This window comes from Aquamicrobium sp. YD-1-mutant5 (assembly GCF_059509755.1).
On the sequence record NZ_JCAKKP010000003.1, the window covers coordinates 304,890 to 322,013 of the forward strand.

Consider the following 17,124-nt stretch of genomic DNA (forward strand, 5'->3'; position numbering starts at 1 on the left):
TATGAGCTTTCAGGCACTTCGCCGCAAAAGCATGTTCGAGAGACAACTCATGCATCCTGCCCTTTCCGCCCTTTTCGGCAGCACGCTGGCCCTGGCCGGCCTCCTCTTATCCTCGCAGGCAATGGCTCAGGAGAAGCAGATCATTGTCTACAACGCCCAGCATGAAAGTCTTGCGAAGGAATGGGCCGCGGCCTTTACCGCCGAAACCGGCATCGGGGTGACGCTGCGCAACGGCGCCGACAGCGAGTTTTCCAACCAGATCGTGGCCGAGGGCAAGGCTTCGCCCGCCGACGTGTTCCTGACCGAGAATTCACCCGCCATGACGCAGGTGGAGCAGGCCGGCCTGTTCGCGCCGGTCGATGCCGACACCCTGGCGCTGGTCGAGGAGCAATATCGCCCTTCCGGCGGCCACTGGATCGGCATCGCCGCGCGCAGCACCGTGTTCGCCTACAACAGCAACAGGCTGACGCAGGACAAGCTTCCCAAATCCCTGCTCGACCTGGCCGACCCGCAATGGAAGGGCCGCTGGGGCGCCTCGCCTTCGGGACCGGATTTTCAGGCCATCGTCAGCGCCCTTCTGCAACTGAATGGGGAAGAGGCGACGGCCGGCTGGCTGAAGGCGATGAAGAGCAATTTCAAGGCCTATCGCGGCAACAACACCGTTCTGAAGGCGGTGAACAGCGGCGAGATCGATGGCGGCATCATCTATCACTACTACTGGTTCGGCGACCGCGCCCGCACCGGGGAAAACAGCAGCGACGTCGAGCTGCACTATTTCCGCAACGGCGATCCGGGCGCGTTCGTGTCCATTTCCGGCGGTGGCGTGCTCGCTTCCAGCAAGCACCCGCAGGAGGCGCAGGCGTTCCTGAAATGGATCGTCGGCAAGAGTGGTCAAAAGGTGCTGCGCGAGGGCACGTCCTACGAATACACGGTCGGCAGGGGCGAGCCTTCCAACGCCGCCCTCGTACCGCTTGAGGACCTGCAGGCCCCGAAGATCGATCCGCAAACGCTGAATTCCCGCAAGGTGACCGACCTGATGACCGACGCGGGCCTGATGTAAACGCCCATGCGGACCTTGACCGACGGCACCCTGATTGCCGGACCTGCCGCCGCGCGGCCGGCGACGGCACCGTTGCGCTTCTCGTGGATCGGGTTCGCGGCGCTGCTGGTCACGCTGCTGACGCTGGTTCCGCTCGTCTTCATCCTGTGGGTGACGGTGCAGACCGGCTGGCAAACGGCCATATCGCTCATCTTCCGCCCAAGGGTTGGCGAGCTTCTGGTCAACACGCTGCTGCTCGAACTGCTTGCCGTGCCAGCCTGCGCGGTGCTTTCAGTGGCGCTTGGCTGGCTGACGGAACGCAGCGATCTGCCGGGGGCACGTCTGTGGTCATGGCTTTGCGTGGCACCGCTTGCCGTGCCTGCCTTCATCCATTCCTATGCGTGGGTCACCATCGTGCCCGGCCTCAACGGTCTTGGAGCCGGCGTTCTGGTTTCGGTGCTGGCCTATTTTCCCTTCCTCTACCTGCCGGTTTCGGCAGCCCTTCGGCGTCTCGACCCAGCGCTCGAAGACGCGGCAGCGGCACTTGGCCATGGTCCGTGGAGCGTGTTCTTCCGCGTGATCCTGCCGCAGCTGCGACTGGCGCTGTGCGGCGGCGCGCTGCTGGTCGGCCTGCATCTGCTTGCCGAATACGGGCTCTTCGTCTTCGTGCGCTTCGACACCTTCACCACGGCCATCGTCGACCAGTTCCAGTCCACGTTCAACGGTCCCGCCGCAAACATGCTGGCCGGCGTGCTGATCGCCTGCTGCTTCGTCCTTCTGGCGCTGGAAATGCTGGCGCGCGGCGACGAGCGCTATGCCCGCGTCGGCTCCGGCGCCGCCCGCCACCCTGCGAAGGCAAAGCTCGGCCGCGCCGCCCTGCCTTGCCTGCTGCTGCTTGCCGTGGTGACGGCGCTGTCGCTCGGCGTGCCCTTTTATACCATTGCCCGCTGGCTGTGGGCCGGCGGACTTCAGGTATGGCGCATGGACGAGATCGGCGCCGCACTCGGCCACACCACGGTGCTGGCGCTCGGCGGCGCGTTGCTCGCCACCCTTGCTGCCATTCCCATGGCGTGGCTGTCGATCCGCGCGCCGGGGCGCCTGCAACGCATGCTGGAAGGCTGCAACTACATGGTGGGCTCCCTGCCCGGCGTGGTCGTGGCGCTGGCGCTGGTCATGCTCACGGTGCGCTATCTGCTGCCGCTCTACCAGACGCTCGCCACCATCCTCGTCGCCTATATGCTGATGTTCCTGCCACGCGCCATCATCAGCCTGCGCGCCTCGATCGCGCAGGCGCCGCCGGAGCTGGAGCAGGCAGCGATGAATCTGGGGCGACACCCGTTCAACGCGCTGTGGTCCACCACCATCCGCCTTTCGGCACCCGGTGCCGCAGCAGGCATGGCGCTGGTGGCGCTCGGCATTCTCAACGAGCTGACCGCCACCCAGATGCTGGCCCCCAGCGGCACCCGCACGCTGGCGCTCGCCTTCTGGGCCTACAGCGGCGAGATCGACTATGCGGCGGCCGCACCCTATGCGCTGATCATGGTTGCGGCCTCGCTGCCGCTGACATGGCTGCTTTACGTGCAATCGAAGAAGATGGCCGGACAATGAGTTTTCTTCAGCTTTCCGGCCTCTGCCGAAACTATGGCCCCGTGGCAGCCGTGAACGGCATCGACCTTGCCGTCGCCGCCGGCGGCCGCACCGCCATCGTCGGCCCTTCCGGCTGCGGCAAGACCACGCTTTTGCGTCTCATCGCTGGCTTCGAGCCGCCCGATGCGGGCAGCATCGAACTCGATGGCGAACCGCTTGCCGGACCGGGCGCGTTCCTTCCCGCCTACCGGCGCCCCATCGGCCTCGTCGCGCAGGACGGTGCGCTGTTCCCGCACCTCTCCGTCGCCGCCAATATCGGCTTCGGCATGCCCCGCGGCGAACCGGACCGCGATGACCAGGTCGAGCACCTCATCCGGCTGGTGGGCCTCGACGAAAGCTTCCTGCAACGGCGTCCGCACCAGCTTTCCGGCGGCCAGCAGCAGCGCGTGGCACTGGCAAGGGCGCTCGCCCGCAAACCGCGCCTGATGCTGCTCGACGAGCCGTTCTCGGCGCTGGATACGGGCCTGCGCGCGGCCATGCGCAAGACGGTCGCCGGCGTTCTGGAAGCGGCCGGCGTCACCACCATCCTCGTCACCCACGATCAGGAGGAGGCGCTGTCCTTCGCCGATCAGGTGGCTGTGATGCGCGCGGGAAAGATCATGCAGGCCGGCTCTCCGCGTGATCTTTACCTCAGGCCCCGCGACCGCATGGTAGCGGAGTTTCTGGGTGAGGCGATCATCCTGCCGGCCCGCGTCACAGACGGCCATGCACATTGCATTCTGGGCGCGATCCCCGTCGACCGCGACGAAAGCCGCCAGACGGCCGAAATCCTGCTGCGGCCGGAGCAGGTCGGGCTCGGGCCGGATCAGGCCGGCGGCGCGAGCGCCATGGTGACGGATTCGGAATTCAGCGGGCCTACCTGCACGCTCACCGTAGAGGTGGCCAACGGCGCGGGCGAAGCAGGCACTCTCGTCCTGCGTCAGCCTTCAGCCGGCGCGCCGCAGGTCGGAACGCGCATCCGGCTTATCGTCAGCGGCAGCGCGCATCTGCTGGAGTAATTCCAGCAAAAAGTGCGCAGCGGTTTTTGCGTCTGGAATTACGTCTGAGAAAGGATGGAGCATTTTCGTCCAAAAACGAAAATGCTCCCGACTGATGCGCGCTGCCTGAAGCTTTTTACCGCGTGTTGCGGCGGCGGGCCGCCAGCGTGCGCAGACGCAGCGCGTTGAGGCGGATGAAGCCTTCGGCGTCCTTCTGGTCGTAGGCGCCACGGTCGTCCTCGAAGGTGACGAGGTCGTCGCGGTAAAGCGACTTCGCCGACTTGCGGCCGGTGACGATGACATTGCCCTTGTAGAGCTTCAGCCGCACCGTGCCCTCGACGTCTTCCTGGCTCTTGTCGATCAGCGCCTGCAGCATCTCGCGCTCCGGCGAGTACCAGAAGCCGTTGTAGATGAGTTCCGCATAGCGCGGCATCAGCTCGTCCTTGAGATGGCCGGCGCCGCGATCCAGCGTGATCGATTCGATGGCGCGGTGCGCTGCGATCAGGATGGTGCCGCCGGGGGTCTCGTAAACGCCGCGGCTCTTCATGCCGACGAAACGGTTCTCGACCAGATCGATGCGGCCGATGCCATTGTCGCGGCCGAGGTCGTTGAGCGCGGCGAGCAGCGTGGCCGGCGACAGCTTCCTGCCGTTCAGCGCAACCGCGTCGCCCTTCAGGAATTCGATCTCGATCTCGGTTGCGGCATCCGGCGCATCGAGCGGCGAGACGGAGCGCTGGTGCACATATTCCGGCGGCTCCACCCACGGATCTTCCAGCACCTTGCCCTCCGAGGAGGAGTGCAGAAGATTGGCGTCGACCGAGAACGGCGCTTCGCCCTGCTTGTCCTTCGGCACCGGGATCTGGTGCTTTTCGGCGAATTCGATCAGATCGGTGCGCGACTTGAACGACCAGTCGCGCCACGGCGCGATGACCTTGATGTCGGGGTTGAGCGCATAGGCCGAAAGCTCGAAGCGCACCTGATCGTTGCCCTTGCCGGTCGCGCCATGGGCGACGGCGTCAGCCCCGGTTTCCTCGGCGATCTGGACCAGATGCTTGGAGATCAGCGGCCGGGCGATGGATGTGCCGAGCAGATAGGTGCCCTCGTAGAGCGCGTTGGCGCGGAACATCGGGAACACGAAATCCTTCACGAACTCCTCGCGCAGGTCGACGATGCGGATGTCCTTGATGCCCATCATCTCGGCCTTGCGGCGCGCCGGCTCCAGCTCCTCGCCCTGTCCGAGATCGGCGGTGAAGGTGACGACCTCCGCGCCCAATTCGGTCTGCAGCCATTTCAGGATGATGGAGGTGTCGAGGCCGCCCGAATAGGCGAGCACGACCTTCTTGACGTCTTTCAGCTTGGTCATGGGCGTTTCCGATGTTCGTTCCGGGACTGCGGCGAGGCGCAAAAACTGCGTGGGCAGTCATAGCAGGAAAGCCGCGCCGGACAAGCGCCCAGGAAGCAGGAACGGGAGGCAGCAAAGCCGCGCCGGCAAAGCGTCCGGACGCAATCTCAGCAGGTGCCTGCTGCTTCGGCAGAGTGCGCAACAAAATGACGAAATGTGCTCAATATAAAACCTTTTCTTGTGAATCTGCACTTTTTCGTGCATTTCATGGCCCGCGCCCGCCAGGGCGCATCATTACCACCCGAACTGACAGGATCATACTGATGGCGGAAGAAAGTCTTCTTGATAGCGCACTGGTACGTCTGGACGATGCCGCAAGGCACCTCAACGTCGACGCCGATGTCATCGAGAAGCTGAAATATCCGCGAGAGACGACCAAAGCCCGTCTCATGATCCGCATGGACGACGGTTCGCGAAAATCCTTCCTGGCATGGCGATGCCGCTATGACGACACCCGCGGCCCGACCAAGGGCGGCATCCGCTTCCATCCCGATGCGACGGCCGAAGAAGTCGAGATGCTGGCCTTCTGGATGACGTTCAAATGCGCCGTGATGAACCTGCCCTATGGCGGCGGCAAAGGCGCCGTTCAGGTCGACCCGCGCCAGCTCTCCAAAGCCGAGCTGGAGCGCCTGTCGCGCGCTTACATTCAGGCTTTCGCCGGCATTATCGGGCCGGACCGCGACATTCCCGCACCCGACGTCTACACCAACTCCATGATTATGGGCTGGATGGCTGACGAGTACAGCCAGATCGTCGGCAAGAGCTCGCCTGCCGTCATCACCGGCAAGCCGCTGGCGCTCGGCGGCTCCGTCGGCCGCGGCGACGCCACCGCGCGCGGCGGCTACTATCTGGTGCGGCATCTGGCGCAGGAACTGGGCCTGAACGGCAAGCTTCGCATCGCCATTCAGGGCTTCGGCAACGCCGGCCAGTACATCGCCTCGCTGCTCGCCGGCGACGGCCACACCATCGTGGCCGTCTCGGATTCCGGCGGCGCCGTCCATTCGGCCGAAGGGCTGAGCCTCGACACCCTGATGGCGGCCAAGAACGATAACCGTTCGGTCGTCTACACTGCCGGAAAGGATGGCCATGAGGCCATTGCCGCCGACGATCTGGTCGGCGTCGACTGCGATATCCTTGTGCCAGCGGCGCTGGAAAACATGATCCACAAGCACAATGCCCACACCGTGAAGGCGCGTCTCGTGCTGGAACTCGCCAACGGCCCGGTAACCCCCGAAGCCGACGAGATCCTCGCCGAACGCAACGTCGTGGTGCTGCCCGATATTCTGGCCAATGCAGGCGGCGTCACCGTCTCCTATTTCGAGTGGGTGCAGAACAAGCAGGGCTATTACTGGGAGCTGGAGGAAATCCACACCAAGCTGCGCACCATCATGGAGCGCGAAGGCCGGGCCATCTGGCAGCTTTCGGTCGACCGGGGCACCACGCCGCGCACGGCCGCCTATGTCCACGCGCTGAACCGGCTGGCTGAAGCGATCGAGGCCCACGGCACGCAGAGCTATTTCGACAGCTGACCCCATCTCGAACTGCGTTCGCGGATCGGATATAAGAGGGCGTCGCGCAATGCGGCGCCCTTTTCTTTTGCGCTTCTCTCAGGCAGGCCGTCCATGAATTTCATTCCCGACGCAACCGTGATGGTGCAGTTCGCCATCGCCACCGTTGTCCTGACGATCACCCCAGGTCCGGACATGACCCTGTTCGTCGGACGGGCCCTGTCGCAGGGAAAAGCCGCCGGCTTTGCCTGCGCCTTCGGAGCCATGACGGGCATCGTCTTCCACACCGCGCTGGTGGCGCTCGGCCTGTCGGCCCTGATCGTGGCCTCGCCGCAGGCCTTCTTCGTGCTCAAGATCGTCGGTGCGCTCTACCTGATCTGGCTCGCCTTTCAGGCTATACGCCATGGATCGGCCTTCTCGCCGGAGGTAACCGGCAAGGCGCCGCGCTCGCTCGCCCGCAACTGGGCGACAGGGCTGGGCATCAACCTGCTGAACCCGAAGATCATCCTGTTCTTCATGACCTTCCTGCCGCAATTCGTATCGGCGCACGATCCCCATGCGCCCGGCAAGCTGTTCTTCCTTGGCCTGATGTTCATCCTCATTGCGCTGCCGTTCACTGCGACCATGGTGATCGCAGCGGACCGTCTGGCAAACCTGCTGAAGAAGAGCCCGCGCATCACGCGGCTGACGGATTATCTGTTCGCCGGCGTGTTTTCGGCCTTCGCGATCAAGATCCTGACGACTCAGGCGAAGTAGGCGGAAGCCGATTGCGGCCACGCCAGTCCGGCGTCCACATGCCGGATACCAGCCAGTAGGCCAGCCCGCCGACAAGCCCGCTGCCGATCATCGCCAGAAGGATGGCGGTGCCTTCGGAACCATCCGCCTGTCCCGTCCCTCCGTAAAACAGCCCGGCGAATGCCGCCGCAACGACCCCGCCGGCAATCGCATAGAACAGCCAGTCGCGCCGGCCGAGAAACTCGCCCACGACAATGGCGACAGCCGCCGGCCAGAAGTTCAGATGAGCGATGAACAGGGCAAAGATCGGCACGGCCACGACCATGCCGGCATTGAAGGTGGAAAACTCTGGTTCCTGCGCCAGCCCGGACCAGCCGAGAAACAGGACGTAGAGGAATAAACTGGCGGCAAGGCAGGCAGCGGCATAACCGGCGACCACCGTCGCAAAGCGAAGCAGGACCCTCAGCAGATCGCTCAAGCCTCGCCGTGCCCGGCGATCATCATCGCCTCCAGCGCCAGCCTGTCCACCTTGCGCATGCGCTCCGATTCCGACTTGAGCTGGCCGCAGGCGGCGAGAATGTCGCGTCCGCGCGGCGTGCGGATCGGCGAGGCGTAGCCGGCGGCGTTGATGTAGTCTGCGAAGCGCTCGATTGTCTCCCAGTCCGAGCACTGGTAGTTGGTGCCCGGCCACGGGTTGAACGGGATCAGGTTGATCTTGGCCGGAATGCCCTTCAGCAGCTTCACCATCTGCTTTGCGTCTTCGAGGCTGTCATTGACGTCCTTGAGCATCACATATTCGAAGGTGATGCGGCGCGCATTGGACAGGCCCGGATATTCGCGGCAGGCTTTCATCAGCTGTTCGAGCGGATACTTCCTGTTGATCGGCACCAGAAGGTCGCGCAGATCGTCGTTCACAGCATGCAGCGAGATCGCAAGCATGACGCCGATCTCCTCGCCGGTGCGGTAAATCTCCGGCACGACACCGGAGGTGGACAGCGTGATACGGCGCTTCGACAGCGACAGCCCGTCGCCGTCGGAGGCGATCAGCAAGGCCTTCTTCACCGCCTCGAAATTGTAGAGCGGCTCGCCCATGCCCATCATGACGATGTTGGACACCTTGCGTCCTTCCGCCGGCACGATGGCGCCTGCCGGGGTATCGGTGTCGGGAAAGTCGCCCAGCCGGTCGCGCGCGGTGAGCAATTGCGCCAGAATTTCTTCCGCCGTCAGATTGCGCACCAGCTTCTGGGTGCCGGTATGGCAGAAGGAGCAGGTCAGCGTGCAGCCGACCTGGCTGGAAATGCACAGCGTGCCGCGTCCCTCTTCCGGGATATAGACGGTCTCGATCTCGACCGGACGACCCGCGCCGCGCGGCGGAAAGCGGAACAGCCACTTGCGCGTGCCGTCGTTGGAGATCTGCTCCTCGACGACTTCCGGCCGCACAACGGTGAAAGCGCGATCCAGCGCCGCACGCAGATCCTTGGAGATGTTGAACATCTGGGAAAAATCGGAAACGCCGCGCACATAAAGCCAGTGCCAGAGCTGCTGCACACGCATCTTCGCCTGCTTTTGCGGCACGATGCCGGCCTCAACCAGCGCATCAGCCATTTCCTCGCGCGACAAACCGATCAGCGACGGCTTCTCAGGCGCTGGACGAATGCGCAGCGCATCGCGGGCGCCGGCTGGAATGAGATCGAATGAAAGGCTCATGATGCCCAATATAGGTGCTTTGCGGCCGATTGCAGCAGCAGATCCGGAATGAAGCGCGCCCGATAGCACAAGTTTGACCCGGAGTCATGGCCCCCCAAAGTCAGCTCCCAAGTCAGGGCCCGCATTCATGGCCAGCACTCATGGCCCATTGTCGTCACATGTGCCGCGAACAAAAAAAGCCGGGCCCGAAGGACCCGGCTTGCATTCCGATTGCCGGAACAGGCTTACTTGCAGCTGGCGATGGAGCCGAGGGCCGCGGAAATGCCCTTGAGCGAGAACACGTAGCTGGTGGTATTGCCGCGTCCCGACTTCGCCTGCACCTTCATGTCCGCGCCGGCGCGCATGGCGGCGATGAGCTGCGGCTCGTCGGCGGCATTCTCGACCCATGCGGACTTGCCGCGCGTGAACATTGTGAAGGACCTGTCGCCCACGCTGACGGTAACCTTCGAGTTGGCCTGAAAATCATAGCCTGCAATGAATTGCGGCTCGTAGCTGACCTGCTGTCCCGGGCGCTGCGACACGAAGAAGAACATGTCGCCATGATTGAGCGTCGGAGGCTGCTTGTCGGTGGGAACGGTCAGCACGTAGCAAACCTTGCCGCCGGAAGCCTGATAACTGTAGGTGCCCCACGCATTGTGCTGGCCAATCTTGGTCGCTTGCTGGGCCAGAACGGGCGAAGCCGTGGCGAGCATGATCAGACCAGAAACTGTAGCAATCAATCGGCGCATTGTGATTCCCATATTCCAAACAGTGGGGAGCAGGCCGGCGTCTCGCCCTGCCCGATCTCTTCAATTTGATTTAATCTGGGTTACCAAAGCGTGAAGACCGCAAAAGAAAATGGACTTCCGCCATAGAAACCGCCGCCATCTCCGCGCTTTTCCCGCAATTTGTCGTTTTGCGGGGTCCGGCGCGACGTCCCTGCCGACGACTTGGACTGGAGGAAAAAGGCAAGAATTTGACTTTCGCCCAAATTGAACGCGAAGCGGCCCCGGAACCGGAGTTCGGGGGCCTGCCAAACCATCGCAATAAAGCATGTCGCCCGAAAATGTGTCGCGGTTTCAGGAAAACGACATGCTTAAGAGATTGAAATCAGGCGTCTTCGGCCAGTGCGTCTTTCGCAGCCGCCTTGTGGGCGGGGGTGATGTGCGTCCTGACAGCGGCGATTGCAGCGCTCAGCACCGCAATGTCATCGGTGAAGCCAAGGCCGAAGATCACATCGGGGATGGCATCCACCGGCAGCACGAAGTAGCCGAGCGCAGCAATGAGAATGCCCTTGGCCCTCAGCGGCGTATTGGCGTCCAGAACGCAATAGTAGGCAGCGACGACATCTTCCATGAACGGAACATGGCGCGCGGCTTTCTTGGCGGTGCGCCAGAATTTTTCGCGTACCTCCTGTTCGCCGCCAACCTTGTCCGCGAAGCCGAAGAGATCGAAAACGGTCCTTTCAGCCATGTGCCAGCATCTCCTTCAAACGGCCCGCCTTCTGCCGGCCCTTGCCGGTAATGTGGTGGGGCGAAGGGCGCGGTGCAAGATTTTCGCGTTCCAAACAGGGCTCAGTTGCCGAAAATCCGGTCGATGCGGCGCGCGAGGCCAAAGTCGAGTTCAGTGAGCCCGCCCGCATCATGAGTGCTGAGCCGGATGTCGACGGTCTTATAGACGTTCGACCATTCCGGGTGATGGTCCATCTTCTCCGCCGCCAGCGCCACCCGCGTCATGAAGGCGAAGGCTTCGGAAAAATTGCCGAAGCTGAAACGCCTTTCGATGGCCAGCCGGTCCTCGCTCAGCGCCCAGCCGGGACGTTCCTCAAGCGACGCGGTGATGGCGTCCGGTGCCAGTTTCTCTCGTGCCATGGCCTGTTTCCGTGTTATCCGCGTGGAACAACTGAACATAGGGCCTGCCGTGATGGACGCCAAACCGAAAAGCTCGATCCTGTTCGTGTGCCTCGGCAACATCTGCCGCTCGCCACTGGCGGAGGGCGTCTTTCGCACCGTGGCCGCAGAACGGGGGCTCTGTGACCTGTTTGTGCCGGATTCAGCCGGAACCGGGGGCTGGCATGCAGGATCGCCACCCGATCCGCGCTCCATCGCCGTGGCCGCGCGCTATGGCGTCGACATTTCGGGCCAGTCCGCGCGGAAGGTCGACGCCGGGGACTTCTCCCGCTTCGACCTCATCCTCGGCATGGACCGCTCCAACGTGCAGGACCTGCGCCGCGTGGCACCGCAGGACGCACAGGCGCGCATCCATCTCTATCTCGATTACACGCTGGGAACTGTGCGCGATGTCCCCGATCCCTATTATGGCGGGGCCGATGGCTTCGAGAAAGTCTACCGCATGATCCGCGAGGCGTCGGAAGCACTGTCCACGCGGCTTACCGGGACACTGCCGGTCAGCGGCCAGGCTTCCTCTACGATATAGGGTCCGCCGCCCACCGAATCGCGCGACGACATCAGCACGAAACGGCCGACCTTGAAGGGCGTGGCGGAGAAATTGCCGCGTGCCGACAGGTAGCGCGCCACCTCGGCGGGGTTCGAATTGCGCAACCTTGCCAGCGTCACATGCGGGGTGAATTTGCGCGGATCGGCACCTATGCCGAGGCGCTGGCAGATGCGGTCGATCTCCGCCTGCAGGGCGGAAAGATCCGGCGAGGCCGTAACCCCCGCCCAGATCGAGTGCGGCTTCTTCTGCCCGAAGGCTCCAACCCCGGTGAGCGCCAGCGTGAAGGAAGGCCGGCGCACCCGGTCGAGCGCGTCGGCTATGTCGTCGGCCACATGGCCCTCGACGTCGCCGATGAAGCGCAGCGTGATGTGATAATTTTCGACGTCGATCCAGCGGGCGCCGGGAAGGCCGCCCCGAAGCAGGGAGAGCGATAACGCGGCATCGCGCGGAATTTCGAGAGCGGTGAAAAGACGCGGCATGGCATAGCCTCCTGTCCTCGAATCGAAACCCTGAATGTCAGCGGACCACCGATAGAACGGTTCGGCAAGCGAATTGTGACACCCCTGCCGTTTCCGCAGGGGAAAGATGGTTCTGCGGTCAGTCTTTCGGCAGTGCTGCGATCGCCGTCTCGACGGTCGGCAGGATTCGCCCGACGATCGTGCGGATGCCCTCGGCGCTCGGGTGCATGCCGTCTTCGCTCAGCAGATCCTGCTCGGCGGCGACGCCGTCGAGAAAGAACGGATAGAGGATGACGCCGTGCTTCTGCGCCAGGCGCGGATAGAGCGAGCCGAAGGCCTCGCCATAGGCATGGCCGAGGTTGGGGGCGGCCACCATGCCGGCCAGCAGCACATCGATGCCGCGCGCCTTCAGCCGCGCGAGCATCTCGTCGAGGTTCTTTTCCACGATCGCCGGATCGATGCCGCGCAGCATGTCGTTGGCGCCGAGTTCGAGAATGACCAGATCGGTCCCCTCCGGCACCGACCAGTCGAGACGGGCGAGGCCGCCGCTGGAAGTGTCACCGGAAACGCCGGCATTGGCGACAATCACCTCATGGCCTTTGGCCCTGAGAGCATCCTGCAACTGCTCGGTGAAACCTTCGCCCGGCCCCAGCCCGAAACCGGCCATCAGGCTGTCGCCGAAGCCGACGATCTGCACCGCATCAGCCCGCGCCGGGACGGCAAATGAAAACATCGCCCCGACAAACATCGCGCACCACACCGAGGCAGGAAACAAAAACGTGTATTTGAAAGCCATGCTTTTGCCCCCATATGTCCGGTGCATTCTCGCTTAAGGGCGTTTGCCCTTCCCTCCATATAGGATCAATCCGTTTTGACAAAAGCCGTCATCGAACTGGAAAACGTATCGCTGACGCTGGGCGAAGGCGCATCCTCGGTGCATGTGCTGAAGGGCATCGACCTGACCGTCCGGCAGGGCGAGATCGCCGGCATCGTCGGCCCTTCCGGTTCCGGCAAGTCGACGCTGCTGATGGTTCTGGCCGGGCTTGAAAGGGTCGATGACGGCCGTGTGACGATGGCCGGCATGACGCTGAACGGCAAGAGCGAGGACGAGATCGCCGCCTTCCGCGGCCGCAATATCGGCATCGTGTTCCAGTCCTTCCACCTCATTCCCAACATGACGGCGCTGGAAAACGTCGCCGTGCCGCTGGAGCTGGCCGGTCATCCGGAGCCCTTCACGGTGGCAGAGCAGGAACTGGTGGCGGTGGGCCTTGGCGAACGCCTGACCCACTATCCGGGTGAACTTTCCGGCGGCGAGCAGCAGCGCGTGGCCATCGCCCGCGCGCTCGCCCCGTCCCCGCCGATCCTGATTGCCGACGAGCCCACCGGCAATCTCGATCAGGCGACGGGCCGGCAGATCGCCGATCTCCTGTTTTCCAAGGCAGCCGAGCGCGGCATGACGCTGGTGCTCGTCACCCACGATCCGGCACTTGCCGCGCGCTGCTCGCGCCGCATCGCCATGCGCTCCGGCCGCATCGAGACCGGGGAGAGGGAGGATAGCGGGCCCGCGCTGGCTGCGACGGCGATCGCATGATGACGATGTCCCGCCAGCTTGCGCTTGCCTTCCGCTTTGCCCTGCGCGAAATGCGCGGCGGCCTTTCCGGCTTCGCCATTTTCCTCGCCTGCATCGCGCTCGGCGTTGCAGCTATCGGCGGCGTCAACTCCGTCGCCCGCTCGATCAGCGACGGCGTGGCGGCGCAGGGCCAGCCGCTGCTCGGGGGCGACCTGCGCTTCCGCCTTAACCAGCGCGAGGCGAACGACACCGAACTCGGCTTCCTGAAAGCTGCCGGTGACGTGTCGGCCAGCGCCAGCATGCGCTCCATGGCCCGCCTGACCGACAGCTCCGATCAGGCGCTGGTCGAGGTCAAGGGCGTCGACAATACCTACCCGCTTTACGGCACGCTGGAGACCCAGCCGGCTTTGGCGCACGAAGAGCTTTTCAGCGAGAGCGCCGGCGCCTTTGGCGCTGCCGCGCCCGACCTTCTGTTCGAGCGCCTTGGCCTGAAGGTCGGCGACCGCATCATGCTCGGCAACGCGACCTTCGAGCTGCGCGCCGTTCTGGTGAGCGAGCCGGATGCCGTTTCGGAAGGTTTCGGCTTCGCCCCGCGCCTGCTCGTCTCGCTGGAAGGGCTGCAGGCTTCCGGCCTTGTCGTGACGGGCAGCCTTGTCGAACATTCCTACAAGCTGAAACTGGAGCCCGGCGCCAGCGATGCCCGGCTGGCGCAGGTGGAGGCGCAGGCGCGCACAGCCTTCCCCGAAGCCGGCTGGTCGATCCGCAACCGCTCCAATGCCGCCCCGGCGCTTTCGGCAAATATCGAGCGCTTTTCTCAGTTTCTCACGCTGGTCGGCCTCACCTCGCTTGTGGTCGGCGGTGTCGGCGTCGCCAATGCGGTGCGCGCCTATCTCGACGGCAAGCGCGGCGTCATCGCCTCCTTCAAGAGCCTCGGGGCCTCCGGCCGCTTCGTCTTCACCGTCTATCTGGTGCAGACGCTTCTGATCGCGGCGATCGGCATCGCCGCGGGCCTCGTGCTGGCCGCATTGATGCCCTTCGCCGCCTCCGGCGCGCTGCGGGCGGTCATTCCCGTGCCGGCGGAAGCGGGCATCTATCCGGCCGCGCTCGCGCTCGCCACCGCCTTCGGCCTGCTCGTCACGCTGGCCTTCGCGCTCATGCCGCTCGGCCGCGCCCGCGACGTGCCGGCCACCGCCCTGTTCCGCGAGCTCGGCTTCGAGGCGCGGGGGCGGCCACGGCTCGTCTACATCGCGGCCACCACCGGCATCGCGCTCTCGCTGGCCGCGCTTGCCATCTTCACCGCCCACGACCGGCGCATCGCCGTCACCTTCGTCGGCGCGGCGGTGCTGTCCTTCCTCGTCCTGCGCCTCGTGGCATGGCTGGTGCAATGGCTGGCCAGAAGGGCGCCGCGCGTGCGCTCCACTTCGTTGCGGCTGGCGGTCGGCAACATCCACCGGCCGGGCGCTCTCACGCCCTCGGTGGTGCTGGCGCTGGGGCTCGGGCTGACGCTGCTCGTCACGCTGGCGCTCATCGACGGCAATCTGCGCCGCCAGATTTCCGACAGCCTGCCGGAAAAGGCGCCGAACTTCTTCTTCGTCGACATACAGGCCGCCGACGTCGATGGCTTCTCCACGCTCATTGCAAGGGAAGCGCCTCAGGGCACGCTGGTGAAAGTGCCGATGCTGCGCGGTCGAGTCACCACGCTCAACGGCACCGATGTACGCGAACTGGACATTCCGCCGGCCGGGGCATGGGTGCTGCGCGGCGATCGCGGCCTCACCTATGAGGCCGAGCAGCCGCGCAACGCCTCCCTGACGGCGGGAAGCTGGTGGCAGGCCGATTATACGGGCGAGCCATTGGTCTCATTCTCCGCCAAGGAGGGCGAGGAGCTCGGCCTTGCCGTCGGCGATACGGTGACGGTCAACGTGCTCGGCCGCAACGTCACGGCGCGCATCGCCAATTTCCGGCAGGTGCAGTGGGAAACGCTCGGCATCAACTTCGTCATGGTGTTTTCGCCGAATACATTTGCAGGTGCTCCGCATAGCTGGCTGGCCACACTTTCCGACGACACGGCCACGGTGGCGGACGATGCCCGCATCCTCAACGCCGTAACCCGCGCCTTTCCAGCGGTGACCACGGTGCGCGTCAAGGATGCGCTCGACATCGTCAACCAACTCGTCGGCGAGCTTGGCACGGCGATCCGCGCCGCCGCCGGCGTAGCGCTGATCTCGTCGGTGCTGGTGCTGGCGGGCGCGCTCGCCGCCGGCAACCGCGCCCGCATCCACGACGCGGTGGTGCTGAAGACGCTGGGCGCCACCCGGCGTACGCTGATTTCCGCCTTCGCGCTGGAATATATGCTGCTCGGCCTCGCCACCGCCGTTTTCGCCCTCGCGGCCGGGGGCGTGGCGGCATGGTATGTCGTCACGCAGATCATGACGCTGCCCTCGCAGTTCTCGGTCGAGGTCGCGCTCGGCACCATCGTTCTGGCGCTGGTGCTGACCGTCGGCATCGGCCTTGTCGGCACATGGAGGGTGCTGGGACACAAGGCGGCACCCGTTTTGCGCGACCTGTGAATCACCGGCCGCGCGAAAAAGAGCCGCTCCGGCGCGGAAAGAGCACAGCAGAGCTGCCGGCCGGCCCGTGATTAACCATATCGGCCGGCGCAGATCAAAAATTCGCGATTTGGGGCCTCACGAACGATTTCCTCCGGTTACGGGTCTTGTTCCGGACAAAAAGAACCCTCATATTCCGGGCAGGCATGCTGGAGGCCCCGCCAGCGGCGCCTGGGCACGCGCCCGACACCGGACGGGGCAAGAAGCAACAGAGGACTACAATGGCTGACCCCCTTCACAATTACCAGACGCGTACGGCCCCCTACGGCCGCGCCGACATGGCTATCGACGAGGGCCTGCGCGCTTACATGCTGCGCATCTACAACCTGATGGGCATGGGCCTGCTGATCACCGGTCTTGCGGCCGTCGCCACGATCATGCTGGCCACGACCAACAACCCGGCCGCAGCGGTCGCCACGCTGCCGAGCGGCCAGATGCTGACCTCGTTCGGCTATGCCATCTTCGCATCGCCGCTGAAGTGGGTTGTGATTCTCGCTCCGCTGGCCGCCGTGTTCTTCCTGTCGTTCCGCGTCCAGTCGATGAGCGTGGGCGCGGCTCAGCTCACCTTCTGGGTCTATGCGGGACTGGTTGGCCTGTCGCTGTCGTCGGTGTTCCTGATCTACACCAGCGCGTCGATCACGCAGACCTTCTTCGCCACCGCGGCCGCCTTCGGCGCGCTGTCGCTCTACGGCTACACCACCAAGCGTGACCTGACGGCCATGGGCTCGTTCCTGATCATGGGCCTGTTCGGCCTGATCATCGCCATGGTCATCAACATCTTCCTGCAGTCTTCCGCCCTGTCCTTCGCGGTTTCGGCCATCGGCGTGCTGATCTTCGCCGGCCTTACCGCCTACGACACGCAGAAGATCAAGGAGATGTACTACGAGTCCGACGACGCCGACGTGGCCGGCCGAAAGTCGATCATGGGCGCCCTGACGCTCTACCTCGACTTCATCAACCTGTTCATGTTCCTGCTCCAGTTCATGGGCGACCGCCGCTGAGCGAAGGCAACGAACGAAATGAAAGGGCGGCCCAC

The 17,124-nt window shown here is 64.4% G+C and carries 17 protein-coding genes; 9 read left to right on the forward strand and 8 right to left on the reverse strand.

Features of this window, described 5'->3' with window-relative positions; genetic code table 11:
- Positions 1-49: 49 nt before the first annotated feature.
- Genes AC5XE7_RS05875 through AC5XE7_RS05885 form a run of 3 tightly spaced genes read left to right on the forward strand, consistent with a single transcriptional unit; the run spans position 50 to position 3,684 of the window.
- Entirely contained in the window at positions 50-1,060 is a 1,011-nt protein-coding gene (locus tag AC5XE7_RS05875; RefSeq protein WP_495365519.1) for an iron ABC transporter substrate-binding protein, read from the forward strand.
- Positions 1,061-1,066: 6 nt separating this feature from the next.
- Positions 1,067-2,647, forward strand: a complete 1,581-nt coding sequence (locus AC5XE7_RS05880; protein ID WP_495365229.1) for an ABC transporter permease — start codon at positions 1,067-1,069, stop codon at positions 2,645-2,647.
- Positions 2,644-3,684 (forward strand): ABC transporter ATP-binding protein, encoded by a 1,041-nt coding sequence (locus tag AC5XE7_RS05885; RefSeq protein WP_495365231.1) that lies wholly within the window; start codon positions 2,644-2,646, stop codon positions 3,682-3,684. Before AC5XE7_RS05880 ends, AC5XE7_RS05885 begins: the two co-directional genes overlap by 4 nt.
- Before the next feature lie 115 nt (positions 3,685-3,799).
- Here AC5XE7_RS05885 and AC5XE7_RS05890 read toward each other — a convergent pair whose 3' ends face one another.
- Complete coding sequence (locus AC5XE7_RS05890; RefSeq protein WP_495365233.1) at positions 3,800-5,026, reverse strand: argininosuccinate synthase; 1,227 nt, start codon at positions 5,024-5,026, stop codon at positions 3,800-3,802.
- A 302-nt stretch (positions 5,027-5,328) separates the two neighbouring features.
- On the opposite strand from AC5XE7_RS05890, the gene AC5XE7_RS05895 reads away from it, so the two are divergent.
- Both AC5XE7_RS05895 and AC5XE7_RS05900 read left to right on the forward strand, forming a co-directional pair.
- Positions 5,329-6,594 carry a Glu/Leu/Phe/Val family dehydrogenase gene (locus AC5XE7_RS05895; RefSeq protein ID WP_183824833.1) on the forward strand — a complete coding sequence of 422 codons (1,266 nt, stop codon included), beginning with the start codon at positions 5,329-5,331 and terminating at the stop codon, positions 6,592-6,594.
- Between the two features lie 93 nt (positions 6,595-6,687).
- Positions 6,688-7,329: a LysE family translocator gene (locus tag AC5XE7_RS05900; RefSeq protein WP_183824836.1), complete on the forward strand. Its 642-nt coding sequence runs from the start codon at positions 6,688-6,690 to the stop codon at positions 7,327-7,329.
- Here AC5XE7_RS05900 and AC5XE7_RS05905 read toward each other — a convergent pair.
- The 5 genes from AC5XE7_RS05905 to AC5XE7_RS05925 form a co-directional block, all read right to left on the reverse strand.
- Positions 7,301-7,786, reverse strand: a complete 486-nt coding sequence (locus AC5XE7_RS05905; RefSeq protein ID WP_495365236.1) for a hypothetical protein — start codon at positions 7,784-7,786, stop codon at positions 7,301-7,303. The two genes, AC5XE7_RS05900 and AC5XE7_RS05905, sit on opposite strands and share 29 nt — an antisense overlap.
- On the reverse strand, positions 7,783-9,015 hold the full coding sequence (gene rlmN, locus AC5XE7_RS05910) for a dual-specificity RNA methyltransferase RlmN (RefSeq protein ID WP_495365238.1): 1,233 nt from the start codon (positions 9,013-9,015) through the stop codon (positions 7,783-7,785). Before rlmN ends, AC5XE7_RS05905 begins: the two co-directional genes overlap by 4 nt.
- Before the next feature lie 224 nt (positions 9,016-9,239).
- On the reverse strand, positions 9,240-9,743 hold the full coding sequence (locus tag AC5XE7_RS05915) for an invasion associated locus B family protein (RefSeq protein WP_239799795.1): 504 nt from the start codon (positions 9,741-9,743) through the stop codon (positions 9,240-9,242).
- Between the two features lie 361 nt (positions 9,744-10,104).
- On the reverse strand, positions 10,105-10,467 hold the full coding sequence (locus tag AC5XE7_RS05920; RefSeq protein ID WP_495365241.1) for a YkvA family protein: 363 nt from the start codon (positions 10,465-10,467) through the stop codon (positions 10,105-10,107).
- Positions 10,468-10,568: 101 nt separating this feature from the next.
- Positions 10,569-10,865 (reverse strand): 4a-hydroxytetrahydrobiopterin dehydratase, encoded by a 297-nt coding sequence (locus tag AC5XE7_RS05925; protein ID WP_495365242.1) that lies wholly within the window; start codon positions 10,863-10,865, stop codon positions 10,569-10,571.
- Positions 10,866-10,917: 52 nt separating this feature from the next.
- Between AC5XE7_RS05925 and AC5XE7_RS05930 the strand changes: the two genes are divergently transcribed.
- Positions 10,918-11,430 (forward strand): low molecular weight protein-tyrosine-phosphatase, encoded by a 513-nt coding sequence (locus AC5XE7_RS05930; protein WP_495365243.1) that lies wholly within the window; start codon positions 10,918-10,920, stop codon positions 11,428-11,430.
- Here AC5XE7_RS05930 and thpR read toward each other — a convergent pair.
- Both thpR and AC5XE7_RS05940 read right to left on the reverse strand, forming a co-directional pair.
- Positions 11,340-11,930 (reverse strand): RNA 2',3'-cyclic phosphodiesterase, encoded by a 591-nt coding sequence (gene thpR / locus AC5XE7_RS05935; protein WP_183824857.1) that lies wholly within the window; start codon positions 11,928-11,930, stop codon positions 11,340-11,342. The genes AC5XE7_RS05930 and thpR overlap by 91 nt on opposite strands.
- 118 nt (positions 11,931-12,048) lie before the next feature.
- The gene (locus tag AC5XE7_RS05940) at positions 12,049-12,705 is read right to left on the reverse strand and encodes an arylesterase (protein WP_495365244.1); all 657 of its coding nucleotides are present in this window, start codon (positions 12,703-12,705) and stop codon (positions 12,049-12,051) included.
- A gap of 75 nt (positions 12,706-12,780) precedes the next feature.
- Here AC5XE7_RS05940 and AC5XE7_RS05945 point away from each other — a divergent pair, with 75 nt between their 5' ends.
- The 3 genes from AC5XE7_RS05945 (at position 12,781) to AC5XE7_RS05955 (ending at position 17,089) form a co-directional block, all read left to right on the forward strand.
- Positions 12,781-13,500 (forward strand): ABC transporter ATP-binding protein, encoded by a 720-nt coding sequence (locus tag AC5XE7_RS05945; protein WP_495365245.1) that lies wholly within the window; start codon positions 12,781-12,783, stop codon positions 13,498-13,500.
- Positions 13,500-16,049 carry an ABC transporter permease gene (locus tag AC5XE7_RS05950; protein WP_495365520.1) on the forward strand — a complete coding sequence of 850 codons (2,550 nt, stop codon included), beginning with the start codon at positions 13,500-13,502 and terminating at the stop codon, positions 16,047-16,049. Before AC5XE7_RS05945 ends, AC5XE7_RS05950 begins: the two co-directional genes overlap by 1 nt.
- 260 nt (positions 16,050-16,309) lie before the next feature.
- A complete protein-coding gene (locus AC5XE7_RS05955) occupies positions 16,310-17,089 on the forward strand; it encodes a Bax inhibitor-1/YccA family protein (RefSeq protein WP_495365246.1) in 780 nt (259 codons plus the stop codon).
- Positions 17,090-17,124: the final 35 nt, after the last annotated feature.